At 55.0% G+C, this 23,444-nt stretch carries 25 protein-coding genes and 1 tRNA gene; 15 read left to right on the forward strand and 11 right to left on the reverse strand.

Going from position 1 to position 23,444, the window contains the following annotated elements:
- The first annotated feature begins 79 nt into the window (after positions 1 to 79).
- From metW to BS29_RS00520, 4 genes are all read left to right on the forward strand, one after another.
- Complete coding sequence (metW, locus tag BS29_RS00505; protein ID WP_229954988.1) at positions 80 to 670, forward strand: methionine biosynthesis protein MetW; 591 nt, start codon at positions 80 to 82, stop codon at positions 668 to 670.
- A 28-nt stretch (positions 671 to 698) separates the two neighbouring features.
- Entirely contained in the window at positions 699 to 1,532 is an 834-nt protein-coding gene (locus BS29_RS00510; protein ID WP_229954989.1) for an enoyl-CoA hydratase/isomerase family protein, read from the forward strand.
- A gap of 59 nt (positions 1,533 to 1,591) precedes the next feature.
- Entirely contained in the window at positions 1,592 to 3,385 is a 1,794-nt protein-coding gene (locus tag BS29_RS00515; protein WP_229954990.1) for an SLC13 family permease, read from the forward strand.
- Between the two features lie 113 nt (positions 3,386 to 3,498).
- Complete coding sequence (locus tag BS29_RS00520) at positions 3,499 to 4,128, forward strand: peroxiredoxin (protein WP_229954991.1); 630 nt, start codon at positions 3,499 to 3,501, stop codon at positions 4,126 to 4,128.
- 18 nt (positions 4,129 to 4,146) lie between these two features.
- Here BS29_RS00520 and BS29_RS00525 read toward each other — a convergent pair whose 3' ends face one another.
- The 7 genes from BS29_RS00525 to hisN form a co-directional block, all read right to left on the reverse strand.
- Complete coding sequence (locus tag BS29_RS00525) at positions 4,147 to 5,709, reverse strand: peptide chain release factor 3 (protein WP_229954992.1); 1,563 nt, start codon at positions 5,707 to 5,709, stop codon at positions 4,147 to 4,149.
- 167 nt (positions 5,710 to 5,876) lie between these two features.
- Complete coding sequence (gene pheT / locus BS29_RS00530; protein ID WP_229954993.1) at positions 5,877 to 8,249, reverse strand: phenylalanine--tRNA ligase subunit beta; 2,373 nt, start codon at positions 8,247 to 8,249, stop codon at positions 5,877 to 5,879.
- Positions 8,246 to 9,361 (reverse strand): phenylalanine--tRNA ligase subunit alpha, encoded by a 1,116-nt coding sequence (pheS, locus tag BS29_RS00535; RefSeq protein WP_229954994.1) that lies wholly within the window; start codon positions 9,359 to 9,361, stop codon positions 8,246 to 8,248. The genes pheT and pheS overlap by 4 nt, the downstream gene beginning before the upstream one ends.
- A gap of 111 nt (positions 9,362 to 9,472) precedes the next feature.
- Entirely contained in the window at positions 9,473 to 9,835 is a 363-nt protein-coding gene (gene rplT / locus BS29_RS00540; RefSeq protein ID WP_229954995.1) for a 50S ribosomal protein L20, read from the reverse strand.
- Between the two features lie 46 nt (positions 9,836 to 9,881).
- Positions 9,882 to 10,082, reverse strand: a complete 201-nt coding sequence (gene rpmI, locus BS29_RS00545; RefSeq protein WP_108811566.1) for a 50S ribosomal protein L35 — start codon at positions 10,080 to 10,082, stop codon at positions 9,882 to 9,884.
- A 146-nt stretch (positions 10,083 to 10,228) separates the two neighbouring features.
- Positions 10,229 to 11,137: a helix-turn-helix domain-containing protein gene (locus BS29_RS00550; RefSeq protein ID WP_229954996.1), complete on the reverse strand. Its 909-nt coding sequence runs from the start codon at positions 11,135 to 11,137 to the stop codon at positions 10,229 to 10,231.
- Complete coding sequence (hisN, locus tag BS29_RS00555) at positions 11,125 to 11,904, reverse strand: histidinol-phosphatase (RefSeq protein WP_229954997.1); 780 nt, start codon at positions 11,902 to 11,904, stop codon at positions 11,125 to 11,127. Before hisN ends, BS29_RS00550 begins: the two co-directional genes overlap by 13 nt.
- 282 nt (positions 11,905 to 12,186) lie before the next feature.
- Here hisN and BS29_RS00560 point away from each other — a divergent pair, with 282 nt between their 5' ends.
- Positions 12,187 to 12,462, forward strand: coding sequence for a tetratricopeptide repeat protein (locus BS29_RS00560; RefSeq protein ID WP_229954998.1), 276 nt, complete (start codon positions 12,187 to 12,189; stop codon positions 12,460 to 12,462).
- 40 nt (positions 12,463 to 12,502) lie between these two features.
- On the opposite strand, the gene BS29_RS00565 is transcribed toward BS29_RS00560, so the two are convergent.
- Positions 12,503 to 13,438 (reverse strand): ribose-phosphate pyrophosphokinase, encoded by a 936-nt coding sequence (locus tag BS29_RS00565; RefSeq protein WP_229954999.1) that lies wholly within the window; start codon positions 13,436 to 13,438, stop codon positions 12,503 to 12,505.
- 110 nt (positions 13,439 to 13,548) lie between these two features.
- Positions 13,549 to 14,325 carry a LytTR family DNA-binding domain-containing protein gene (locus BS29_RS00570; protein WP_229955000.1) on the reverse strand — a complete coding sequence of 259 codons (777 nt, stop codon included), beginning with the start codon at positions 14,323 to 14,325 and terminating at the stop codon, positions 13,549 to 13,551.
- 197 nt (positions 14,326 to 14,522) lie between these two features.
- Here BS29_RS00570 and BS29_RS00575 point away from each other — a divergent pair, with 197 nt between their 5' ends.
- From BS29_RS00575 to BS29_RS00605, 7 genes are all read left to right on the forward strand, one after another.
- Positions 14,523 to 15,080, forward strand: a complete 558-nt coding sequence (locus tag BS29_RS00575; protein WP_229955001.1) for a DUF2306 domain-containing protein — start codon at positions 14,523 to 14,525, stop codon at positions 15,078 to 15,080.
- Between the two features lie 40 nt (positions 15,081 to 15,120).
- Positions 15,121 to 16,776, forward strand: coding sequence for an NAD+ synthase (locus tag BS29_RS00580; protein WP_229955002.1), 1,656 nt, complete (start codon positions 15,121 to 15,123; stop codon positions 16,774 to 16,776).
- On the forward strand, positions 16,773 to 18,110 hold the full coding sequence (gene gltX / locus BS29_RS00585) for a glutamate--tRNA ligase (protein ID WP_229955003.1): 1,338 nt from the start codon (positions 16,773 to 16,775) through the stop codon (positions 18,108 to 18,110). Before BS29_RS00580 ends, gltX begins: the two co-directional genes overlap by 4 nt.
- Positions 18,111 to 18,264: 154 nt before the next feature.
- On the forward strand, positions 18,265 to 18,936 hold the full coding sequence (locus tag BS29_RS00590) for an energy transducer TonB (protein WP_229955004.1): 672 nt from the start codon (positions 18,265 to 18,267) through the stop codon (positions 18,934 to 18,936).
- Positions 18,937 to 19,026: 90 nt separating this feature from the next.
- Positions 19,027 to 19,437, forward strand: a complete 411-nt coding sequence (locus BS29_RS00595; RefSeq protein WP_229955006.1) for a hypothetical protein — start codon at positions 19,027 to 19,029, stop codon at positions 19,435 to 19,437.
- Positions 19,437 to 20,408 (forward strand): bifunctional diaminohydroxyphosphoribosylaminopyrimidine deaminase/5-amino-6-(5-phosphoribosylamino)uracil reductase RibD, encoded by a 972-nt coding sequence (gene ribD / locus BS29_RS00600; protein WP_229955009.1) that lies wholly within the window; start codon positions 19,437 to 19,439, stop codon positions 20,406 to 20,408. The genes BS29_RS00595 and ribD overlap by 1 nt, the downstream gene beginning before the upstream one ends.
- Before the next feature lie 31 nt (positions 20,409 to 20,439).
- Positions 20,440 to 21,054, forward strand: a complete 615-nt coding sequence (locus tag BS29_RS00605; RefSeq protein WP_229955011.1) for a riboflavin synthase — start codon at positions 20,440 to 20,442, stop codon at positions 21,052 to 21,054.
- A 7-nt stretch (positions 21,055 to 21,061) separates the two neighbouring features.
- Here the strand turns inward: BS29_RS00605 and BS29_RS00610 are convergent, their stop codons facing one another.
- Entirely contained in the window at positions 21,062 to 21,910 is an 849-nt protein-coding gene (locus tag BS29_RS00610) for a DUF1134 domain-containing protein (protein WP_229955013.1), read from the reverse strand.
- A complete protein-coding gene (locus BS29_RS00615) occupies positions 21,891 to 22,100 on the reverse strand; it encodes a hypothetical protein (protein WP_229955016.1) in 210 nt (69 codons plus the stop codon). The genes BS29_RS00610 and BS29_RS00615 overlap by 20 nt, the downstream gene beginning before the upstream one ends.
- 102 nt (positions 22,101 to 22,202) lie before the next feature.
- On the opposite strand from BS29_RS00615, the gene BS29_RS00620 reads away from it, so the two are divergent.
- The 3 genes from BS29_RS00620 (at position 22,203) to BS29_RS00625 (ending at position 23,397) form a co-directional block, all read left to right on the forward strand.
- Positions 22,203 to 22,294 (forward strand) — tRNA-Ser (locus BS29_RS00620).
- Positions 22,295 to 22,540: 246 nt separating this feature from the next.
- Positions 22,541 to 22,801 (forward strand): Arm DNA-binding domain-containing protein, encoded by a 261-nt coding sequence (locus BS29_RS17500; RefSeq protein WP_326838483.1) that lies wholly within the window; start codon positions 22,541 to 22,543, stop codon positions 22,799 to 22,801.
- Positions 22,714 to 23,397 carry a tyrosine-type recombinase/integrase gene (locus tag BS29_RS00625; RefSeq protein WP_407673796.1) on the forward strand — a complete coding sequence of 228 codons (684 nt, stop codon included), beginning with the start codon at positions 22,714 to 22,716 and terminating at the stop codon, positions 23,395 to 23,397. Before BS29_RS17500 ends, BS29_RS00625 begins: the two co-directional genes overlap by 88 nt.
- The last annotated feature ends 47 nt before the right edge of the window (positions 23,398 to 23,444 follow it).

The raw sequence follows: 23,444 nt of genomic DNA on the forward strand, positions 1-23,444 counted from the left end.
CGCACTATCTTTGCGCCTTCGCGGCTTCGCGCGAACGAACATCTTCTTCAATTGACGCTAGCGCGTCGTTGGACAAAGCATGACCAAACTCCGCCCTGATCTCCAGATTATCGCTGACAATATCAGCCCCAATGCGCGCGTCCTCGACATCGGATGCGGCGACGGCGCTTTAATGGCCGCCTTGCGCGATCAGAAACAGGTGGACGCTCGCGGATTGGAAATCGACCCGGCTAATGTCGCCAGCGCAGTCAGCAAAGGCCTGTCAGTGGTGCAGGGCGATGCCGATACCGATCTGTCAGCCTATCCCGACGCCAGTTTCGACTATGCCATCCTCAGCCAGACGTTGCAGACCACCCACCGGCCGGATCAGATAGTCGATGAACTGCTGCGCATCGGCAAACAGGCTTTTGTCAGCTTCCCCAATTTCGCGCACTGGCGGGTGCGCATGTCACTGTTGATGGGCGGCCGGATGCCGGTCACGCGATTGCTGCCGCAAACGTGGTATGATACGCCAAATATTCACCACGTAACGATCGACGATTTCCGCGCATTGGTGCGCGACGGGGAATTGAAACAAGAGGGGCAATGGTTCCTGAGCGGTGACAAGCAAACCGGGCGCGGTCTGGCCAATCTGCTTGCAGAACATGCGGTGTTTCTATTGCGCCGCTAACCTATCCCGGTTTCATGGGGGGACGTAAATGGCTTATGATTACGAACTATTGTCAGTTACCAAAACTGGACGACTGGGCGAAGTCATCATCTCCAATCCACCCATCAACCTGATCACCCAGCAGCTTTTCGAAGAATGGATAGCGCTTGCCGAGGAGCTCGAGGCCGATTCCGATATTACCGTCATTCTCTTTAAAAGTGCCGATCCTGATTTTTTTATGGCGCATTTCGACGTCGAGTTGATTCTGTCCTTTCCGGTCGACAGACCTGCGGAACGCAGCACCGATCCCAATCCGTTCCATGTCATGTGCCAGCGCTTTCGCTCGATGGACAAGGTCACGATTGCGCAGGTGGAAGGACGCGTGGGCGGCGGCGGCAACGAGATTATATCGAACATGGACATGCGCTTTGGCGTACAGGGGAAAACGATCATCAATCAAATGGAGGTCCCGCTGGGCATCTTGCCAGGTGGCACGGGCACCCAAAACCTCGCGAATATCATGGGCCATGGCCGGGCGATGGAAGTCATCCTGGGTGGAGAAGATCTGGACGCCGAAACGGCGGAACGCTGGGGCTATCTGAACCGAACTTATGCGGCAAAGGACATTGATGGCAAAGTTCGCGCATTGGCGCAGCGTATTGCCGGTTTTCCAGTCGAGGCGGTCAGGTTTGCCAAGCAATCGATCAACAATGCCGCCGGTCCATCGGACAAAGGCCTTGCCGAAGAATCATTCCTCTTCCAGCAACTTATCCGTACACCGGACGCGCGATCAAAGATGCAGCAATTCCTGGATATTGGCGGTCAAACGAGAGACGGCGAGCTGCAGCTTGATAGCTTGGTGAATCAGTTGAAAAACGCGTGATTCACTCATCGAAACCCTGTTAGATGTTGAGACGATAACGGCAAACGTAGGAGCGAGTTTTGGATTGGGCATATTATTGGGATATCGCGAAACCCTATGTCGGATTGGCGATATTATTTGCTCTGTTCACCGCTTTTGTCGGGGAACGTCGCCCGCCAGCTGTAACAGCCGTGGTGGCGGCTGCATTGATGCTGTTTCTTGGGTTACTCAGCAGCAACGATATGCTGTCGGTCTTTTCCAATCCGGCGCCTCTGACCATTGGCGCGATGTTTATCTTATCTGGTGCCTTGGTGCGGACCGGGGTGATTGAAGCGTTGGCGGGTTTTGCAGCCCGCAAGGCAGAGAATCGGCCGTTCATGGCAATTGGTGGCTTTCTGGGCGGAACCTTTGCCTCTTCAGCTTTCGTCAACAATACGCCGGTGGTCATCATTTTGATCCCGATCATGCGCAAAATCGCCAAGGTTTCGGGTATAGCGGCCAGCAAGCTGCTCATCCCGCTGTCCTATATATCGATATTGGGCGGTAGCCTGACCCTGCTCGGAACATCGACCAACCTGTTGGTCGACGGTGTGGCGCAGGAAAATGGGCAGGCGGCCTTTGGCCTGTTTGAGATAACCCAGGTTGGCCTGATCGCTGCGGCAACCGGAATTGTGATGATCGCGATATTGGGACCGCTATTCTTGCCAAAGCGCGACAGCGAAAGTCTGGCCGATCAGACACCGGAGTCCCACTATCTGACGAATATCCGGATAAGGGATGACAGCGATTTTGTCGGCAAACAAATTTCCACCATCAGTGCGTTCACTCATTCTGGGGTGGACATTATTGGCCGCCGTGTCGGGCGCGATATCGACCGGTTCGAATTTTCCGACCATGTCCTGGAAGGCGGTGAGACACTCGTTGCCGCCGTGACGCAGGAAGAGCTTTTGTCTCTCGCCGAAATTAGAGGGATTTCATTGGGCTATGCTGGCGTCAAGCAACCGGATGTACCGATGGGTGACGAACATACGCGGCTGGTCGAACTGGTCATTGGCCCCTCCCACCGATCTGTCGGCAAATCCCTGCCCAGCTTACCCTTTTTGTCGCGTGTGCCTGCACGCGTACTGGGCCTTTCGCGGCCGCGCCATATTGCCGGACCGACGCTGTCCGATGCGCGCATCCGCCATGGCGACAGCTTGCTGGTGCAAACCGATGATATTTCTATCAGCACATTGCAGGAAAATGCCGATCTGGTGCACCTGCAGGAACCAGAAGCGCGGTCCTATCGGCGGCGGCGAGCACCAGTCGCGATCCTTACCCTTGCGATCATCATAATTGCTGCGGCTTTAGGCGTGATGCCGATTGCCGCATTGGCGATGCTTGGTGTCGCCGTGGTTTTGCTGACCAAATGTATCGACAGCGAAGAGGCGTGGGGTGCGATAGACGGCAATGTGCTGGTGCTGATCTTCGCCATGCTGGCTGTCGGCAAGGGACTGGAAAATGCCGGCACGGTGCAACTCATTGTCGACACACTCTTGCCGCTACTCAATATGATCTCGCCGCTATGGCTGATTATCGCGATCTATTCACTGACCTCCCTGCTCACCGAAACCGCGACCAATAATGCGGTGGCTGTGATCATGACACCATTGGTCATTGGCATTGCCGAGCAAACCGGCGTGGACGTTCGCAGCCTGCTGGTCGCGGTGATGTTCGGGGCGTCGGCCAGCTTTGCGACCCCGGTGGGCTATCAGACAAATACTCTGGTTTATACGGCGGGTAACTACCGTTTTTCCGATTTTGTCCGGATCGGCCTGCCGCTCAATATCGGTGTGGGCCTGGCCGCCTGTTTCGCGATCTATTATATATTCTGATCACCAGCCGATTTGATATGTAATATCCCTGATTGCGTCTATACGTGGTCGCCATCATTTGTCTTCGTGAAACACAGGCGCGTCTTGAACGCGGCAAAGCGAAGGAAATGATCATGTCTCTTCATATTGGCGACACCGCGCCCAATTTCGTCGCTGACAGCACCGTCGGCGAAATTGACCTGCACAAATGGGCGGAAGATGACTGGGTGTTTTTCTTTAGCCATCCGGCTGATTTCACCCCTGTCTGCACAACCGAAATGGGGCGGACAGCCCAGCTAACCGACGATTTTGCGGCCCGCAATGTCAAGCCACTGGGGCTTTCGACGGATATTGTCGAGGAGCATTGGGACTGGATTTTCGATGTAAATGCTACGCAGAATACGGAGGTGCATTTTCCGATCTTGGCCGATCCGGATTGCAGAATATCCAAGCTTTACGACATGATTCATCCCGGCGAGAGCAATACAGAGGCGGTGCGGTCTGTATTCATCATCGATCCGGAGAAGAAAATCCGCCTGATCATGACCTATCCGATGACGATCGGACGCAATTTTGACGAGATTTTGCGGGTGATTGATGCGTTGCAGCTATCGGATAAGAAGAATATCGCTACCCCCGCCGACTGGCGCTCGGGGGACAAGGTCATCATTCCGCCGTCGATTGAAAAGGAAGAGGCAGAAAAGCTATTTCCGCAAGGGTGGGACGAACAGCGGCCCTATCTGCGGCTGACCGAAATATCCTGAGGTGTTTGCGCGGCCGTCTTATCGCTCCCGCGTCGCGCTGAACTTAATGTCCGGATTACGTTCTTCCTGATAATTCACATCCCAGCCGGATTTGGCGAGGAACACCAGATTATCGTCGCGATCCTTGGCAAGACTGGTCTGGTTGATATTAGCAAAAGCGCCCAACACATCGTCGTCGCCGCTAATCCAGCGGGCGGTTTCGAAGGGAGCGGGTTCGAGGCCGGCCTCGACCTTATATTCTGCTGACAGGCGGCTCACCAACACTTCGAGCTGCAACTGCCCGACCACGCCGATAATCCAGTTGGCCCCGATTTCGGGATAGAAAACCTGCACGACGCCTTCTTCGGACAGGTCATCAAGCGCCTTGCGCAGTTTCTTGGTTTGGGTCGGATCTTTCAGGATCACGCGGCGCAATATTTCCGGCGCGAAGTTCGGCAGGCCGGTTATACGCACCTGATTCTTCTCGCTGAGGGTGTCGCCGACACGCAGTGTCCCGTGATTGGGGATGCCTATTATGTCGCCGGGCTGCGCGGTATCGGCAATTTCGCGGTCCTGCGCGAAGAATAATATCGGGCTATGAATGGCAATCGGTTTGCCAAGCGCGGAAGGTGTCAATTTCATGCCGCGCTTAAACTCGCCGGAGCACAGCCGCATAAACGCAATGCGGTCACGGTGCTGCGGGTCCATATTCGCTTGAATCTTGAAAATGAAACCGGTGACATCCTTGCTATCGGGCGTAATCGGAGCGGGCTCGGCTGGTTGTGGCCGCGGGCTCGGCGCATAGTCTGCAATTGCCTCGATCAGCTCTTCCACGCCAAATTGCTTGAGCGCGGAACCAAAGAAAACCGGCGTGAGATCGCCATTTTGATAAGCTTCCAGGTCAAAGCTGCTATAGCCGCCTTGCGCCAGCTCGCCCTCACTGGTGAGCCGCTCCAGCGCTTCATCGCTCAGCACATCGGCGAGCTTGGGGTCGTCTAACCCTTCAAATTGCTGAACCTTACCATCATAATTTTTGCTGTCGCCATCGGGTTGGTGCAGCTGGTTGCGATTAAGGTCGTAAATACCCTCAAACTGCCCGCCCATGCCGGTTGGCCAACTCATTGGGCAGACGTCGAGCGCAAGCTTGTCAGCCACTTCGTCGAGCAGTTCAAACGGATCGCGGCCTTCACGATCCACCTTGTTGACGAACGTGATGATCGGCACGCTGCGCAGGCGGCAGACTTCGAACAGCTTCAGTGTCTGCGCCTCAATCCCGCTCGCCGCATCAATCACCATGATCGCGCTGTCGACGGCGGTCAGTGTGCGATAAGTATCTTCGGAGAAATCTTCATGGCCCGGCGTGTCGAGCAGGTTGAACGTTATGCCGTTCCGTTCAAAGGTCATGACCGAACTGGTCACGGAAATTCCGCGCTGCTGCTCTATCTTCATCCAGTCGGAGCGAGCGCGCCGGTTATCCCCGCGTGCCTTGACCTCGCCTGCCAAGTGAATCGCCCCGCCTTTCAGCAGTAGCTTCTCAGTGAGTGTCGTCTTACCCGCATCGGGGTGAGAGATAATCGCAAATGTGCGGCGTGGGTTGGTCATGTTTCTCAATTTTCTATCCCGCGCAAGCGGGTGTGTTGCTGGATTTTGTCACGCGAAGACGCGAAGGCGCAAAGAATGCGCGCGTGTTGCTGTCTCTTGGCGTCTTCGCGCCTTCGCGTGATATATTAAGGGAGTTGTATTGCGACTACCCTCGCAGTTTTGATCTTCTACCCCCTCAATTCCGCACCCAGTTTGGATGCACTGGCCACAACCTTGTCCGAAACGGCTTTTAAATCTTCTTCGGTCAGCGTCGCATCTACAGGCTGCAAGGTGATCTCCACAGCCAGCGATTTCTTGCCTTCACCAACGCTCGCGCCTTCGAACAGGTCGAACAATCGCGTATCCGTGATCAGTTTCTTGTCCGCGCCTTTGACCACGCGCACCAGTTCGCCGGCTGGCAAGTCTGCATCGACAATGAAAGCAAAATCGCGGGTCACCGCCTGCAGAGCGGGCGGGGCAAAGGCCTCACGCATATGATCTTTGGCTTTTTTCACTGGAATGGCGTCGAGGAAAATCTCGGCGGCCACGGCCGTGCCTTTCAGGCCCATGGCCTTGGTCACAGATGGGTGCAACACGCCATAGGCTGCCAATATTTTCTTGGGGCCAAGCCGCAGCGTGCCGGACTGTCCGGGATGATAATGATCGCCTGCTTCGGCAAAATCCATCAGCTTGGCCGTAGGCGCGCCAGCGGCTTCCAAAATCGCGAGCACTTCGGCCTTCGCATCAAAAGCATCATATTTTGTCGCTGCACCGGATTGCCAGCTGCGGGCCCGATTTTCGCCCGCCAGCACCAGACCGATGGTCTGATGCTCGGTGGACTCCAGATAGCGCCGACCCACTTCAAACAAGCGAATGGACGATGCGCCGCGATCGGCGTTGCGCTGTGCCGCGGCGATGAGGCCAGGCAATAAGGACGGCCGCATGACTTTCAGCTCTTCGCTGATCGGATTGGCAAGCGACCATGTGCCGCCGCCAAAGGGTGCAGCTTCCTTGTCGGAGATGAAGCTCCAGGTTACCGTCTCGTTGAGACCGCGCGCAGCTGCAGCACGGCGCGCTTTGCGTTCGGCTAGCTGTTCAGGTGATGCGGTTGGCTTGGCAACGCCAGCCTTGCGCGGCAGTGGTGTCGACGGAACGCTATCCAGCCCTTCGATCCGCACCACTTCCTCGACCAGATCCTGCCAACCGGCAATGTCCCGGCGCCAAGTTGGCGGCGTTACTTGCCAGTTGTTGTCGACCGCGAAACCCAGAGATTCCAAGATGGATTTCTGTTTTTCCGGCGCAACATCGATACCGCCCAAGGCAGCACATTGCTTGGGATCATAGCTGATGGTGGGCATGTCCGTCGGCGGTGTTCCGGCGCGGGTAATGTCACTAGCCTTGCCGCCGCAAAGCTCGAGCACCAGAGCGGTCGCAATATCAAGGCCATCGTTCAGAAATGCTGGATCCACGCCGCGTTCGAAACGCTGCCGAGCATCGCTGGTGAGCATCAGTTTCTGACCGGTCTTGGCAATCGAAGCCGGATCGAAATAGGCGCATTCGATCAGGACTTCGGTGGTGGATTCCTCCGACCCGGTGTCGGCACCACCCATGATGCCACCGATATCATGCGCGCCATTGTCATCGGAGATCACTGTCATGGTCTCGTCGAGCACATATTCCTTGTCATTCAGCGCGGTGAGCTTCTCACCAGCCTTCGCCTTGCGCGCCACCAGACCGCCGTTGAGCTTGGCGACATCATAGACGTGCAGGGGCCGGCCATGATCGAGCATCACATAGTTGGTGATATCGACCAGAGCGTTGATGGGCTTCTGCCCGGCGGATTTCAGGCGCGCCTGCATCCAGTCGGGTGACGTGCGATTGGTCAGGCCGGTCACGGTGCAGCCATAAAAGGCAGGACAGCCTTCGGGATCATCCGTGCGCACATCCGGGCCAGCGCCACTGCGTTCAGCGGAACCGATTTCGAGGGGTTTCAGCGTGCCGAGACCAGCCGCCGCCAGATCCCGGGCAATGCCGCGCACGCCCATGCAATCTTGGCGGTTGGGCAGAACAGCAGCATCGATAACCGGATCATCGAGCTTGGCATAATCCGCATAGCTGGTACCAACCGCACCAGCCGCATCGGCAGGCAATTCGATGATTCCGTCATGGTCGTCACCCAGCTCCAGCTCACGCGCACTGCACATCATACCGAAACTTTCGACATCGCGGATTTTGGCGGGTTTCAGAGTGAAATCACTGCCCGGAATATAGGTGCCGGGAGGGCCGAATACGCCAACCATGTCCTTGCGCGCATTGGGCGCACCGCAGACAACTTGCCATGGCTCACTCGAACCATCGTCGACCTTTAACAACTGCAGCTTGTCAGCATTGGGATGCGGTCCGGCTTCGATCACCTTGGCCACACGGAACGGGCGCAAGGCATCGGCAGGGTTCTCCAACCCTTCCAGCTCCAAACCAATAGCCGTCAGCCTTTCGGTAATTTCGGTGAGGCTTGCATCTGTGTCGAGATGGGCTTTGAGCCAGCTTAGCGAGAATTTCATGCGCCCACTCCTCCGCTCAATGTCGGTACATCGAGCGCGTCAAATCCATAATGCTCCATCCAGCGCAAATCGCCGTCGAAGAATGCCCGCAAATCATCCATGCCATATTTCAGCATCGCCAGCCGGTCGATACCGCAGCCAAAGGCAAAGCCCTGCCAGACATCGGGATCGAGCCCGCAATTGCGGATGACATTGGGATGGACCATGCCGGAGCCTAGGATTTCCATCCAGCCACCTTCGTTGCTGCGCGCGTCACCACCGATAATCCGCCGGCCTTTCTCGACCGAGAAGCCGACATCGACTTCTGCCGAAGGCTCCGTGAACGGGAAATAGCTTGGGCGCAGGCGCAGTTCGATATCGTCCCGCTCAAAAAACGCACGAACAAAGGTTTCGAGCGTCCATTTGAGATGGCCCATGTGAATATTCTTGTCGATCACGAGTCCTTCGACCTGATGGAACATCGGCGTATGAGTGGCATCGCTGTCGGAGCGATAGGTGCGGCCCGGTGCGATGATGTAAATGGGCTCGCCAGCACCATCGCTTCGCTTGGCAACATCCATCATCGTGCGGATTTGCACGGGTGAGGTGTGCGTACGCAGCAGTTTTGGCATGCCCTGATCGTCAGTTTGCGGGAAATAGAAGGTGTCATGCATCGCGCGCGCCGGATGGGTTTCCGGGATGTTGAGCGCGGTGAAATTATGCCAGTCATCCTCAATTTCCGGACCCGTAGCGACCGAGAAGCCAAGATCAGCGAATATCTCGGCCAGTTCATCCATCACTTGCGATACCGGGTGAATGCTGCCCTTGGGCGCAGAGGGCGGCGGCAAGGTCATGTCGAGCTTTTCAGTGGCGAGACGTGCGTTCAGCGCTTCGGTTTCAATGCTGTCCTTGCGCGCGGCAATCGCATCGGCCACGGCCTGACGGGCACCGTTGATTTTCGGACCTTCGCTCTGACGTTCTTCGGGGGTCATCTTTCCAAGCGTTTTGAGCAGAAGCGAAATCTCGCCTTTCTTGCCCAGCGCAGCAACGCGGATCGCTTCCAAAGCATCGCCATCATTCGCCGCCTCTATCTGTCCGAGATATTTCTCTTTTATTGCTTCGATGTCACTCATGACCTTACCCTATTTTCCCTGCTGACCGTCTAAAGCAGGCTGCGGTGAAAAACCCAATAAAAAAGCGCCGCGAGATTGCTCTCCGGCGCTTCTTTGAAATTATCTAAACACTTAAGCTTTCGCTAGAGCATCCTGCGCCTGTTTGATGAGGCCGCTAAACACTGCGGGTTCATTCATCGCCAGGTCGGCCATGACTTTACGGTCGAGTTCAATGCCGGCCAGCTTGGTGCCGTGAATGAACGTGCCATAGGTCATGCCTTCTGCGCGGACCGCAGCGTTGATACGCTGAATCCAGATGGCGCGAAAAGCGCGCTTTTTAACTTTACGATCGCGATACGCATATTGACCGGCTTTTTCGACAGCCTGCCGCGCGACGCGGATGGTATTTTTGCGACGGCCATAATAGCCCTTCGCCTGTACCAATAATCTTTTATGTTTTGTACGAGTGGTCGTACCCCGTTTTACACGTGCCATTTTCTATATCCTTGAATTTTTAAAAGCGATGGGAGCTTCGGTGCTATTAAAGCCCGTAAGGTGCCCATTTCTTGACTGTCCGCGCATCGGCATCACACAATTTCTTGGTGCCGCGCTGCTGACGGATATATTTGCTGTTATGGCTCATCAAACGGTGGCGTTTGCCGGCTACGCCGTGCTTTACCTTGCCGGTTGCGGTGATTTTGAAGCGTTTCTTCACACCACTTTTGGTCTTCAACTTGGGCATTTTGGTCTCCTTTAAAAAGTACCGTTACGGACACATGTGGCAGCCCAACACTGGCCAGTGCGTCACATCGGAAGGGCGGCAATAGCTAGATTCGCCCGAAATGCAAGAAATAAAGCAGATTCAGAGAAGGTTTATAGCCGCCGCCGCTAAGCGGCGTTGCAATTATCTTCCGAATCCGGATCCTCGGGCCTGTCCATAGCCTGTAAGGGGCGGCCCAAGGCTTTGGTACGCTCGCTGGCACCAATGCCAAAAATAGGATGCGGCTGCGCCATATATTGCCGCGGTGTCAGGCCCATGAATCGTTTGAAGTCGCGATTGAAATGGGCTTGATCATAATAGTTGAGATCAACACATTCGCTCCAGCTTTGCGATGGGTTCAAAAGAGCTTCGCCCAATGTGCGCACGAAACGCTGTCGCCGCAGCAGCAATTTAGGCAAAAAGCCGAAAACGCGATTGGAGAATCGGCTCAGCTGTTTGGTATCCATATCGAGGCGTTCACACAGCGCGCCGACGCTATCAATTGCGGGATCGGTGAGCGCAAGATGCGCGGCCTCAATCAGTTCTTCTTCCGGATCGGCGGGCGACATCGCTTCGAGTAGCATGTGATTGCACGCGTCGACCATCTCTGCTTCGGATTCCAGGTTTCGGATAGCATTCCAGATATCGGCGAAAAGATCGAATTTATGAGCCGATTCGACATCAATCACTTTATTGGCCCAGCGTGATGCCGGCTGCCTGACAAATTTGTACCAGCCCAACGGTAACAGCCCAAAAGCAGCAATGCGCGAGGATTTACTTGCAATCGGCGCGGCCAGACTGGTCGGTCCGGTCATTGCCGCCAGAGGAGAATCCTGAAGCTTTTCATCCGGGCCCATCATTTTGACGCTTCCGCGGTAAATATAGCGGATGCTGGCCCATTGCGGCAGCAACAGATCCGATATGTCGGATCCGTCCGGGCTTTCTATCTCGGAGAAATAATAGGTGGTCAGATAACGTTGCAGCGGCGGAGGCGGCGCTACAAATCGTGTTTTACTGACAGGCTCTAGTGATGACATGCAATCGCCTCCAGCACGTCATCGACGCGCGCCTGATCACCAATGGCGAGAACATGGCCGTCTGTCTCGGCATGCAGTGGTTCGCCATTCCAGTCGCACATCATCCCGCCCGCGCCATCGACAATCGGGGCGAGCGCCGCATAATCGTGCAACATCAAACCCGCTTCGCAAACGACATCGACATGGCCGCTGGCGACCAGACCATAATTATAGCAATCGCCGCCATAGATAATCTTGCGCGGCGCGACTTTGCTGGCGAGGCCCATAAAATGCTCGGCATCATGCTCGTCAAATTGATGCGGAGTGGTAGTGGCTAGCACGGCATCTTTCAGGTCCCGGCACCGCGCGGATTTCGCCGCTGAGCCGTTAAACGTAGTTGGTCGTCCGACCACGCCGACCCAGCGTTCGCGTGCTATCGGCTGATCAATAATCCCGATAACTGGCCAGCCATCCTGCATCAGCGCGATCAGCGTGCCGAAAATCGGCCGCCCGGCGATGAAGCTGGTGGTACCATCAATCGGGTCCAGCACCCATTGACGCGAAGCGCCTTCGTTGATGGTGCCATATTCCTCACCGATAATGCCGTCTTCCGGGCATTCGGTTTCAATAATCTTGCGCATCGCGGCTTCGGCGGCGCGGTCAGCTTCCGTGACCGGCGTCGAATCGCTTTTCGATTCCTGATCAAATTTGGCACGAAAAAGCGGACGGATTGCTTCACCGGCGGCCTCGGCTAGCTTTTCAGCGAGAGTGATATCTTTGGGCGTCATGCCGATTGTGTAAACGAACCCTGCTCGAGGGTCCATCGCCTACTAGGGAAAATTGGAAATGCTTTGCAAATCAAGATCATGCTCATAAAGCGAGCAGGGTCTATTACCGTTTAGAGGCAGGTCGTGATCAAGATCATCAAAACACTTATTTTAGCTATTGTCACAACGGGATCGATCCTGGCGAGCGGGCCAATTGCGGCGCAGCCATTGCCGGAAAATTCGCCCGCATGTGGAAGAGGTTGCGATGTGCGAGGCCCCGCCGACGATTTTGAAAGACATAAAATGGTCCGGGGCACAAACTATTTTAACCGCGGCCTCAAATTTCTACATAACGGTGATTTCAAGAAGGCGGCCAAACAATTTGACAGGGCGTCTGCCCAACAGCCTGCTAGTGGCTATAATCGATATATGGCGGGATCCAGCTACTATCTGGCGGGCAATTTTGATCGGGCAAAAGCGCGACTGGAAAAGGCATTAGCCACGGATGGCGAATATGCGTTGAGTCAGAAACAACAGTTAATCGCCAGAAACATGCTCAAGCAAATGGCAGAGCAATGATCACAATAATTGCGCAGTCAATACCGCTTGGCAGCTCCGTTTAGTCAAACAGACTGGAAACAGAGCTTTCGTCGGCAATCCGTTTGATCGCTTCACCCAATAAGGGTGCGATCGTCAAGTGACGGACACGGTCCGATTCTTTGACGGCGTCGGTGGCACCAATGGAATCGGTAATCACCAATTCCTTGAGCGCGCTGTCATTAACTCGTGCCACTGCGCCGCCGGAGAGAACGCCGTGAGTACAATAAGCAACAACCTCGGTAGCGCCTTTATCTTTTAGTGCTTGAGCCGCGTTGCACAGCGTTCCGCCGGAATCGACAATATCGTCGATCAATATGCAGAACCTTCCCGACACATCGCCGATGATATTCATGACTTCGGACTCACCTGCCCGCTCGCGGCGTTTATCAACAATCGCCAAGGGTGCGTTGTCCAGGCGTTTGGCAAGCGCCCGGGCACGCACAACGCCGCCGACATCGGGCGATACGACCATCAGTTCATGACCGGCAAACCGCGCTTGAATGTCCGCTGACATCACTGGAGCGCCATAAAGGTTGTCGGTCGGAATATCGAAAAAGCCCTGAATCTGGCCGGCATGCAGATCAACCGACAGCACGCGATCCGCGCCCGCTTCGGTGATCAGGTTGGCGACCAGCTTGGCCGAGATTGGCGTTCTTGGGCCCGGTTTCCGGTCCTGGCGTGCATAGCCGAAATAGGGGATCACGGCGGTAATACGCTTGGCCGAGGCGCGGCGCAGGGCATCGATGCCGATCAGCAATTCCATCAGGTTATCATTGGCCGGGAAGCTGGTTGATTGCATGATGAAGACATCTTCGCCGCGGACATTTTCATGGATTTCGACAAAAATCTCGTCATCGGCAAAGCGTTTCACGCTCGCATCGGTCAGCTTGATATCCAGATAGTCGGCTACGGATTGAGCGAGCGACAAATTGCTGTTGCCGGACATGAGTTTCATTGATTGGCTTCCCCTCGAGCAGGTCCGCCATTGCATTAGAATCGCGGACCCTATGTGAATGTTTCGAGCCCCGTTTAACAGGTGCGCCGCAAATCGAAAGTGCCTTTCGGTTAAATCCAGCCAGATTGTTTCAGTTTGGTGACATAGGCACGGGAAACCGGAACTTCGAGGCCGCCGGATAGCGACAATCGCAGATTCCGCCCCTCGCGCTTCGACGTGACGATGGCATCGCGCGCGACCCACCAGCTGCGATGGACCTGCATTCCTTCCAGCGGTTCCATTTCCCTGATGGCATCGCTCAGCCGCATCAACAGCATTTCTGCGCGTTCAGGGCCATGGACGCGGACATAATGATCTTCCACGCCCAGAGCGATGATCCGGTCGGGGATACCCGATTGGCGATCATGCAATTTTGTCTGCACTGCAGCAATTTTCACCGGATCAGCCTCTATTTCGCGCGGTTCCGGTTCCTGTACCCCTTCGCGTTCGGTGTCCGATCCATCCGGCCCAAAGAGTAACCGCATGAAAAGGAAGATGCCGAAACCGATCACGGCGCATTGCAGATAGAGTATTAGAAAGCGGTCACCCAAAAAGGAGGGATCGAACCGCATGCCCGATATAGCGAAACCGATCAGAAATGTGAGCGGCAAGGCCGCGATCGCAGTCGCTAGCAGTTCGGCGGTCCAGAAAGGCATGGCAATGCTTTCCCGGAGCCATCCCGCGCTGATCGAAACCGGCCTGAAAATCGCATATCCGATGATGATAAAGCCAACCCAATAGGCAAGGCGCAGCGCCACCGGCATGGCATAGGTGCCAAACGGGCCGAGGAAACCGAAGACCAGCCCGATCAGCGCCATGACCAGCAATTCGACGGCAATCCATTTCACGGACCATTTCCTGACACTGCCGCTCATATAACCCCCAAATCGCCATCCCGCCTGCCTATTGACGCTTCGTGAATGGGCAAACTGCCTGTTTTCGGCGCACTTCACGAATAGGAGACAACCACCGGCGTAAGCAAGCTGGAATTGTATTTTCGGATGGTCAATCTGGTTTGCAACAAAGCGAACCAACGGGGAAAATCATGACGAAGCCGAAAGAAGCCGTGCAATCTGAGATGCAAAAGAACAGCGGGTATAATATTCAGAATATCATTCTGCTGGGCGGCGCAACTATATTGGCAACACTGGTTCTGATGGCGCTGTCGTCCCTTTATGGCGGCTTTGCCTACAGTGCGGATGTCGAGATAGCGCAAAAGCGCCCGATCAGCCTGCCGGTCATCATTCACCTTGCGACTGTAATCCCGGCCATCCCGCTCGGCGCCTATATCCTGTGGCGTAAAAAAGGCGACCGCCTCCATATGCATATGGGGCGTATTTGGGGAATGTTGATGGTAACCACTGCTATTGTGAGCTTCTGGATCGGTCGTCCTGGACAAGGCATTGGTGGAACCGGGCTCAGCTTCATCCATATCTTTTCCGTGGTGACGTTGGTGTCGATTCCTTACGGTATCTGGCAAATCCGGCGCGGCAATGTTGTCGAACATTATCGCGCGATGCAGGGGCCCTATATCGGCCTGATCATCGCTGGCCTATTTGCGTTCATTCCTGGCCGGGCCATGGGGTCGCTAGTTTTCGGATAAATCATTTGCCGAGCGCAGCACTGCTTTCTATCAGGGCGGGATGACAGCAAAGCTTACCATCACCCTTGCCCAGATGACCCAGGCGGTTGGCGATTTGCGCGGCAATGCCGACGCGATGATCGCCGTCTATCAATCTAAACCGGATAGCGACCTGATTGTCTTTCCGGAGCTGCAGCTGATTGGCTATCCGCCTGAAGACTTAGTGCTGAAACCGGCGGTCGTCGAACGTGCGGAAACAGAGTTGCAGCGATTGGCCGACGCGACACAGGATAGCGCGCCAGCCATGTTGGTAGGGTCCATTTTTCGTGAGAATGGCCATCTTTATAACGGCATTGCGCTGCTTGAAGGCGGCCAGATCAAAGAGGTCCGGTATAAGGTAGAGCTACCCAATTACGGCACGTTTGATGAAAAACGCCTGTTCACATCCGGGCCGCTGCCTGAACCGATAGACTTTCGCGGCTGCAAGATTGGCCTGCCAATTTGCGAGGACGTCTGGTTTCCGACCGTCTGTGAGCATCTGAAAGCACAGGGTACAGAAATGCTGATTTCCGTTCATGGTAGCCCTTATGAAATCGAGAAAGATGACCGGCGGCTGGGCCAAGTGGCAACGCAGCGAGTGCGGGAAACACAGCTGCCGCTGCTGTTCCTCAACCGCATCGGCGGTCAGGATGAAGTGGTTTTTGACGGAGCGAGCTTTGTCCTGAACGGCGACACCAGTGTGATGCATCAGCTCCCCGACTGGGACGAGGCAATTGTCGATACCCACTGGTCGAATGAGGGTGAGGACTGGACTTGCGCGCCCGGCGAGATCCACAAGCTCGATGATCATCCGGCCGATATTTATAACGCGATGATAGTTGGCTTACGCGACTATGTGAACGCCAACCGCTTTCCTGGCGTCATTCTTGGTTTGTCTGGCGGCATTGATAGTGCCCTGTCTGCGGCAGTGGCGGTTGACGCCTTGGGCGCGGATCGGGTGTGGTGCGTGATGATGCCGTCACGCTTCACCAGCCAAGAAAGTCTCGACGATGCGGCAGGCTGTGCCGAGATGCTTGGAACGAGGCTCGACACTATTTCAATTGTGCCGGCGGTCGAAGGTTTTGACGCCATGCTCGAAGGCAGTTTTGCCGATGAAGAAGTGGATATCACCGAAGAGAATATCCAGTCGCGCATCAGGGGTGTGACGCTGATGGCGATGAGCAACAAATTTGGCCATATGCTGCTGACCACCGGCAACAAGAGCGAGATGAGCGTCGGCTATGCGACTATCTATGGCGATATGGCGGGCGGCTATTCGGTGCTGAAAGATGCCTATAAGCTGACCTGTTTCAAGCTGTCGGAATGGCGCAATCGCAACAAGCCGTCGCTCGGTATGGGCCCGGACGGACCCGTAATGCCCGACAATATCATCACCAAACCGCCCAGCGCGGAGTTGCGGGAAGACCAGAAGGATAGCGACAGCTTGCCCGACTATGAAATCCTCGATCCCCTGCTCCACGGCCTGGTGGAGGAAGAATTGTCGGTTGCCGATCTGGTTGAACGCGGTTTTGATCGCGAAACCGTGATACGGATCGAGAAATTGCTTTATATAGCCGAATATAAGCGGCGTCAGGCCCCGCCCGGCGTCAAACTCGGCACAAGAAATTTTGGCCGCGATCGACGCTATCCCATTACCAATGCATTTAGGACGATATGACCATTAAAACCCGCTTTGCACCCTCGCCCACCGGGCATCTTCATGTCGGCAATATTCGTACGGCGCTCCACAATTGGATGTTCGCCAAGAAACAGGGCGGCGAATTCCTGCTGCGGCTGGACGATACCGACAAGGAACGCTCGAAAGAGGAATATGTCACCGCCATTCGCGCCGATCTCGCATGGCTCGGCATCCATCCCGATAGCGAAGAGCGGCAGTCGGCGCGTTTCGATCGCTATGAAGAGCGATTTGAAGAACTGAAAGCGGCTGGCCGCGTCTATCCGGCCTATGAAACGGCGCAGGAGCTCGACTTGAAGCGCAAGGTGCAGCTTGGCCGCGGCAAACCACCAACATATGATCGGGCGGCGCTCGATTTGACGGATGCCGAGATCACCGCTTTTGAGGATGAGGGGCGAAAAGCCCATTGGCGCTTCAAGCTGGATCACGACACACCGATTGAGTGGACCGACCTGATCCGCGGTGACCAGCATTTTGAACCGGGCCTGCTGTCCGATCCGGTCATCCGCCGCGAAGATGGCAGCTGGCTTTATATGCTGCCATCAACCATCGATGATATGGATATGGGCATCACCCATGTCGTGCGCGGCGAGGATCATGTCGCGAATACCGCGGTCCAGATTCAGATGTTTCAGGCCTTTGGTGCCGACACACCGGAATTTGCCCATGAGGCGTTGTTGGTCGGGACCGAGGGCAAGCTTTCCAAGCGTTTGGGGTCCCTGGGTGTAGGCGGTTTTCGCGAGCGGAACATTGAGCCGCAATCGATTGTCGCGCTGCTTGCCCGTATCGGCACCAGCGACCCGGTGGAGCCGATTGCCGACGTTATGACGTTGGTGCAAACATTTGATTTTTCACGCTTTGGACGGGCGCCGGCGCGCTTTGACGACGAAGAACTGGCCCAACTGAACCAGAAGATCGTGCATCTGCTGGATTATGAAGATGTGCAGGATCGACTGCCTGATGGGATGTCTGCGGCGGCCTGGGACGTCGTCCGGCCCAATCTGCATGATATGGGCGAAATCGACGCCTGGTGGCAGGTGGTGACAGGTCCGGTAACCGCTCCCGAGCTATCCGCCGAAGATCAGGAATTCCTGAATCAGGCCCGCGCGACCCTGGAAGGCTTGTCCTGGTCAGAGACGATCTGGAAAGACTGGACCGGCGCGCTGAAGGAAAGCACCGGCCGCAAAGGCAGGCCATTGTTCATGCCGCTGCGTCAGGCGCTGACCGGATTGGATCACGGACCGGACATGGGCGCATTGCTTCCGCTCATTGGCCGTGAATCCGCCCTCGCACGGCTGCAAAACATCTCTTCATAACCGCCTATTTCCCGGGCCTATTTCGCCTTGGTGAGCCATGTCCTTGATTTTAAATATGTAATAGTATATCATCTCAAATGACGGTGCAGGATATAGCGCCAACAAATGGAGCAGCTGCACTGTCATCCGAGGAGATGGATGAAAGGACAGACTTATGAGCTTCACATCAACTTACGCACATAAAAAACCCAATTATAAAGGCATTGGCCTGACCGTGGGTTTTCACGCCCTCCTATTTGCCGGGGCCATGGCGCTTCCCGCAATAACCGCTGAGATCCCATTTGAAGGCACCATATTGGCGGTTCCCATAGAAGTTGATAAAGACCCAAGTCCGCCGGTTAAGGCGATTGATGAACCGATTGTTGACACCAATCCCCCTCCCAAATCCGTCACAGCGGTCACCCCTATAGTGGCGCCGCCAGTATTTAATGATCCGCCTACAAATAGTTTTGCAGATGTTGATAGCGGCATTGATTTCAGTGGATTGGGCGATCGCGTCGTCATTCCTGTTACGCCCGTAGAGGTCATCCCTGACCCGGTGATTGCAGATGCGAAACTGAACAGCCGCTATAGCAATCAGTTTCAGCCGCCTTATCCATCCGGCTTGTTGCGGATGGGTGAAGAGGGGCTGATCACCGTTCGCGTCCTGGTTGGAACCGACGGCCGGGCGAAGCAAATCGAGCTCGTTGAGAGCCCTCATGAAGAGTTTTGGACAGCAACGAAACGCCACGCGCTGAAGAAATGGCGCTTTGAACCAGCCACCACAGATGGTGCTGCTTTTGAAAGCTGGATCACACTTAAAGTGCGTTTTGAGATAAACAGCTAAGCCTGAAACGATGAAGGACCAGCCCTGCGACAGAGATAAACTGCTGCAACGGGGCTGGTCATGTTCGCCTTTGCACCCTATTTAGAAACTATGAAAATGTTAAAAGATGTTTCCGTCGGTGGCGGTTTAAGTGACTTATTCACCTTATTGCGCCGCCATCCGAAAGAACAGGTAGTCCCGGCGTTGCTCGCCTTTGGATGTTCCGGATTCATCTTCTTCCTGTTCATCATCGATCCAAAGGTAAACACGGACGTCTATGTTCCGCAGGAAGTGGTTTATGTTGAGAACTGGTCTATGGACCGCACCGACGAAGAAATTATGGCCGATCGCTGGGCTGTCCAATGTCTGAAAGACAAGCGCGATGCCAGACGGCGCGAGGCTATGAAATCTCTCGGTCGTATGTCGGGAATGGATGTGGAGGCGATTGAACGCGAAGCCGAAGCAGATCGATTGGCGCGCGGTGTGGTTGAAGTGGAGCGGCCCGACGGCCTCTCATGCTGATGGCGAAAAGAGATGCACGCTTTATGGCAATGGCCATTGCCTTGTCCGAACGTGGACGCGGACGAACCGGCGGCAATCCCAATGTCGGCTGCATCATCGTCAAAGGCGGGATCATTGTAGGGCGCGGCTGGACCCAGCCAGGTGGCCGCCCGCATGCTGAAGCCATGGCCCTCGCACAAGCGGGCAAGGCGGCAAAAGGAGCAGATATCTATGTGACGATGGAGCCTTGCGCACATAAGAGCGAGCGCGGCCCGACTTGCGCTGATCTGGTAAAGGACGCCGCGCCTGCGCGGGTGATCGTCGCGACGCTGGACATAGACGAGCGTACGCGAAGACATGGTATCGATCGCTTGGGTGATGCGGGTGTCTCTGTATCGGTTGGACTTTTGGAACAACAAGCGCATCGCGCAATGGCAGGCTTTTTCACGCGCATGGAGAAAGGCCGCCCGCACGTTACCTTGAAACTCGCAATGTCACTGGATGGATGTATTGCGATGGCCGATGGCACCAGCAAGTGGATTACCGGGGATCGTGCACGCGCGCATGCCCATCTCGAGCGCGCGCGCTGTGATGCCATTTTGGTGGGAGCTGGCACAGTGGCCGCAGACAATCCGAGTCTGGACGTTCGTCTGACGGGGCTGGAAAAGCGTTCCCCGATCCCGATAGTATTGGGCAAAGCTGAAATTCAGGACCATTGGCAGGAAATTGCCGAGCCAGAAGCGATTGCTGGACTGGACAATATAAATTGGCTGTTGATCGAAGGTGGGTCAGCAACGGCAGCTTCTTTCTTGAAAGCTAATCTTGTCGATCGGTTGCTGCTTTATCGAGCGCCGATCCTTATTGGCGGTGGTTTGCAGGGCATAGGCGATATTGGCTTGGGCAGTCTTGACGCCGCACATGGTCAATGGACACGGCTGGATCGCCGTGACCTGGGTCAGGATATGCTTGAGATATATGAACGCGCCGCCTAAGTTTGCCCCGTTCATTTTATAAAGGCTTCCCATGTTCACAGGCATAGTTTCTGATATCGGCACAATCACTAAAGTAGAAGAGCGCGGCGACTTGCGGCTCATCATATCCTGTCATTATGACATGAGCAGCGTTGATATTGGTGCATCCATCGCTTGTTCCGGTGCTTGCTTGACCGTTGTCGACAAAGGATCAGACTGGTTTGCGGTCGATATTTCCGCCGAAAGCATATCGAAAACTGCGAAATCCATGTGGGAAGAAGGCAATAAGCTCAATCTCGAACGGGCGCTGAAAGTCGGTGATGAGCTTGGCGGTCATATAGTCACGGGTCATGTCGATGCGGTGGGTGATGTTGTGTCGGTCGAAACCGAAGGCGATTCGCACCCGGTTCGTATCCACGCACCAGCCGAAATTGCGCCCTATTTGGCACCAAAAGGATCGATCACAGTCGATGGCATTTCGCTCACCGTTAATACGGTTGATGACCAGGCGGATGGCAGCGCTATATTCGGGCTGAATATCATTCCGCATACCGCCAGCGTTACGACGTTCGCTGACCTCGAAGCCGGTAATCAGGTCAATCTGGAGATTGATATATTGGCGCGCTATCTCTCTCGTATGGAAAAATTGCGCGCCGTTAAGGCTTAGGCCTGCCTTAGAACGGCAGCCATCTCTGTTTTTTGCTGAACTTCATATAACCCACATTTGCGCCAAGCCGTAGGCCTGCTCCCAATCGGACCGGGATAAGCACCTTGTCACCGCTGCGCAGATAGCTGACATGAAAGCCGCCAACAAAATAGGCTGCGCCCTCCCCCGCAGGAAAGCGCTGGTATAAGTCTTCGGTGTCGTAGAGATTGTAGACCAGAACAAAGCTGTTTGCTGCATTGCCGCCCACGTCAAAGCCGATGGATGGGCCAGTCCAGTAAACCGGCCGTTCACCTTCGATTTTGTGGTGCAACTTGCCGGAACCATAACGTAGACCCACAACAAATGCACCAGAGGCTTCACGCCCGGCTATATAGGCATTGGGCCGCCCCTGTTTCTTCAATATGTCTTCGATGACCTTAGCCAGGCCTTTTGCCCCTTTACCAAAAACGCCCTCGGCCGCACCGATAAGATCGTCGTCCTGATAGGTCGTCGCATCGTCCACATTGGCAATCACGTTACCATTTTCGTCGATGCTGTTTTGATCAAAACTGTCGTTGGTTACAGTGCTGCTATTCTCGATATTGTCATAGGTCGTGCTACCATCAACCTGTTCTGGCTGGTCAAGATCACTGTCTATGTCCGTGCTCACAGACGTGTTTTGCTCAGCCGCTGGTTCCTCGAAATTCCCATCATAATCAGGCGTGTCCAGATCCGCATCGATTGCGTCATTGGGATCAATCGTCTCAACCTGCGCAAATGCGGGAGACAGGGTTGGCGAACAGGCCAACGCGGCCACAGCGAAAAGACCAAGCAGTTTCCTGCCGAGAGTCTCACGGTTAGATTTTTTCACAGACATTTCCTTTGGGCACGACTTCGTCATGGGTAAACTCCTTCCCATACCAGCCGATTTCGACTTTGGCGTTTGGCGATGACTGCGCAATGAACGGACGACGACACGAGTCGATTTTGCGGCCTGTTGAGTGGTTTTTGACATTTTTGGCATGAAATATGTTGAACATACCGGGATTAACCGCTTCTGCGGTCATTTTTGGCGGGCTTGGATATTGGTGACTTGATCAGGCACTTTACCCATTGCAGCCAGCGCAATGCGCCGTTATAGCGCATGTCCTTGACCAAGCCGATCGTGCGGACACGTGGGTGAGCGGCTGAAACCACCTCCCTGCTAAGGAGGCAAGGGCCTCACGGTCCTTCGAGGGTTCGAATCCCTCCGTGTCCGCCATTTATATTATCCCAGAAAGTCTCATATTATCGCTAAGGCAATGGTTTTGCTTGGTTTTATGGCTTGTGCGACTTTCATGCGTTCTTATAATGTTCCACAGAAGCCCACAATAAGTGTGGGGTAAATTGTGGGACAAATATGGAAAGATGATGGAATGGGAAAGCTGACTGCAACAAAATTTGAAACCTGAAAGAGCCAGGTAACTATGGCGACGGTGATGGACTGACATTGATTCTAACAGGTCCTATGAAGGGCCGTTGGAGGCTACGAACATCTATTAATGGGCGAAGACGCGATATAGGGCTCGGCTCACTCAGCCTCGTATCATTAGCAGAAGCGAGCGAATCGGCCTATCTCATGCGCAAAGACATCCACAACGGCCTTGATCCGATTGCCGAGCGTAAAAAGCGAAGTTTGTCATTCCGACCTTTAGGGACGCTGCGAAACAGGTCCATGCCGAGCGTCGTGTCGCCTGGAAGAGCGGCAAGCACCAAAAGCAATGGATGACGACGCTCGAAAAGCATGTTTTTCCCAAAATCAGCGATCGGCTAGTCAATGATATTGAAGGACCGGTCATACGGGATGTACTGGTCCCGATATGGCTGACAAAACCGGAAACAGCGCGAAGGGTAAAACAGCGGATCGGAGTTGTCCTCGACTGGGCCTATGCCAATGGTCTGCGTGCCTCTGAAGCCCCTCTCCGTTCAGTAGGGCGCGGTTTGCCCAAACAACCCAAGAGGGATAACCATTTTGCTGCAATGCCTTATGAGGACGTACCGGAGTTCGTAAAATATCTGCGCACCAAGGAAAATGTGAGCCGCCTGGCATTGGAGTTCCTGATTCTCACGGCCACCTGTTCCGGCGAAGTACGCGGCGCCACGATGAACGAGATCGACCGCTGCAACCGACTGTGGACAATCCCAGCCGAACGCATGAAAATGGCTAAGGCGCACACAATCCCGCTGACAGCGAGCGCGCTAGATGTTCTGGAACGCGTACGGCCTTATTTCGCTCCTCATTTCGTGATTGGGTTGCTGAGCAAACCAACTACCCCGGTGAGGTTGCTGAAGCCGCGCTGGCCCATAGCATCGCGAATAAGGTAGAAGCGGCCTATCGCCGCACCGATTATCTCGAAAAGCGCCGCGATATG

It is taken from the genome of Parasphingorhabdus litoris DSM 22379 (assembly GCF_020906275.1).
GTDB lineage: Bacteria > Pseudomonadota > Alphaproteobacteria > Sphingomonadales > Sphingomonadaceae > Parasphingorhabdus > Parasphingorhabdus litoris.

Coding starts and splice junctions, on each gene's coding strand:
- metW (WP_229954988.1), top strand. CDS start 80: ATGACCAAACTCCGCCCTGATCTCCAGATTATCGCTGACAATATCAGC.
- BS29_RS00510 (WP_229954989.1), top strand. CDS start 699: ATGGCTTATGATTACGAACTATTGTCAGTTACCAAAACTGGACGACTG.
- BS29_RS00520 (WP_229954991.1), top strand. CDS start 3,499: ATGTCTCTTCATATTGGCGACACCGCGCCCAATTTCGTCGCTGACAGC.
- BS29_RS00525 (WP_229954992.1), bottom strand. CDS start 5,709: ATGACCAACCCACGCCGCACATTTGCGATTATCTCTCACCCCGATGCG.
- pheT (WP_229954993.1), bottom strand. CDS start 8,249: ATGAAATTCTCGCTAAGCTGGCTCAAAGCCCATCTCGACACAGATGCA.
- pheS (WP_229954994.1), bottom strand. CDS start 9,361: ATGAGTGACATCGAAGCAATAAAAGAGAAATATCTCGGACAGATAGAG.
- rplT (WP_229954995.1), bottom strand. CDS start 9,835: ATGGCACGTGTAAAACGGGGTACGACCACTCGTACAAAACATAAAAGA.
- rpmI (WP_108811566.1), bottom strand. CDS start 10,082: ATGCCCAAGTTGAAGACCAAAAGTGGTGTGAAGAAACGCTTCAAAATC.
- BS29_RS00550 (WP_229954996.1), bottom strand. CDS start 11,137: ATGTCATCACTAGAGCCTGTCAGTAAAACACGATTTGTAGCGCCGCCT.
- hisN (WP_229954997.1), bottom strand. CDS start 11,904: ATGACGCCCAAAGATATCACTCTCGCTGAAAAGCTAGCCGAGGCCGCC.
- BS29_RS00560 (WP_229954998.1), top strand. CDS start 12,187: ATGGTCCGGGGCACAAACTATTTTAACCGCGGCCTCAAATTTCTACAT.
- BS29_RS00565 (WP_229954999.1), bottom strand. CDS start 13,438: ATGAAACTCATGTCCGGCAACAGCAATTTGTCGCTCGCTCAATCCGTA.
- BS29_RS00575 (WP_229955001.1), top strand. CDS start 14,523: ATGACGAAGCCGAAAGAAGCCGTGCAATCTGAGATGCAAAAGAACAGC.
- BS29_RS00580 (WP_229955002.1), top strand. CDS start 15,121: ATGACAGCAAAGCTTACCATCACCCTTGCCCAGATGACCCAGGCGGTT.
- gltX (WP_229955003.1), top strand. CDS start 16,773: ATGACCATTAAAACCCGCTTTGCACCCTCGCCCACCGGGCATCTTCAT.
- BS29_RS00590 (WP_229955004.1), top strand. CDS start 18,265: ATGAGCTTCACATCAACTTACGCACATAAAAAACCCAATTATAAAGGC.
- BS29_RS00595 (WP_229955006.1), top strand. CDS start 19,027: ATGAAAATGTTAAAAGATGTTTCCGTCGGTGGCGGTTTAAGTGACTTA.
- ribD (WP_229955009.1), top strand. CDS start 19,437: ATGGCGAAAAGAGATGCACGCTTTATGGCAATGGCCATTGCCTTGTCC.
- BS29_RS00605 (WP_229955011.1), top strand. CDS start 20,440: ATGTTCACAGGCATAGTTTCTGATATCGGCACAATCACTAAAGTAGAA.
- BS29_RS00610 (WP_229955013.1), bottom strand. CDS start 21,910: ATGTCTGTGAAAAAATCTAACCGTGAGACTCTCGGCAGGAAACTGCTT.
- BS29_RS00615 (WP_229955016.1), bottom strand. CDS start 22,100: ATGACCGCAGAAGCGGTTAATCCCGGTATGTTCAACATATTTCATGCC.
- BS29_RS17500 (WP_326838483.1), top strand. CDS start 22,541: ATGAAGGGCCGTTGGAGGCTACGAACATCTATTAATGGGCGAAGACGC.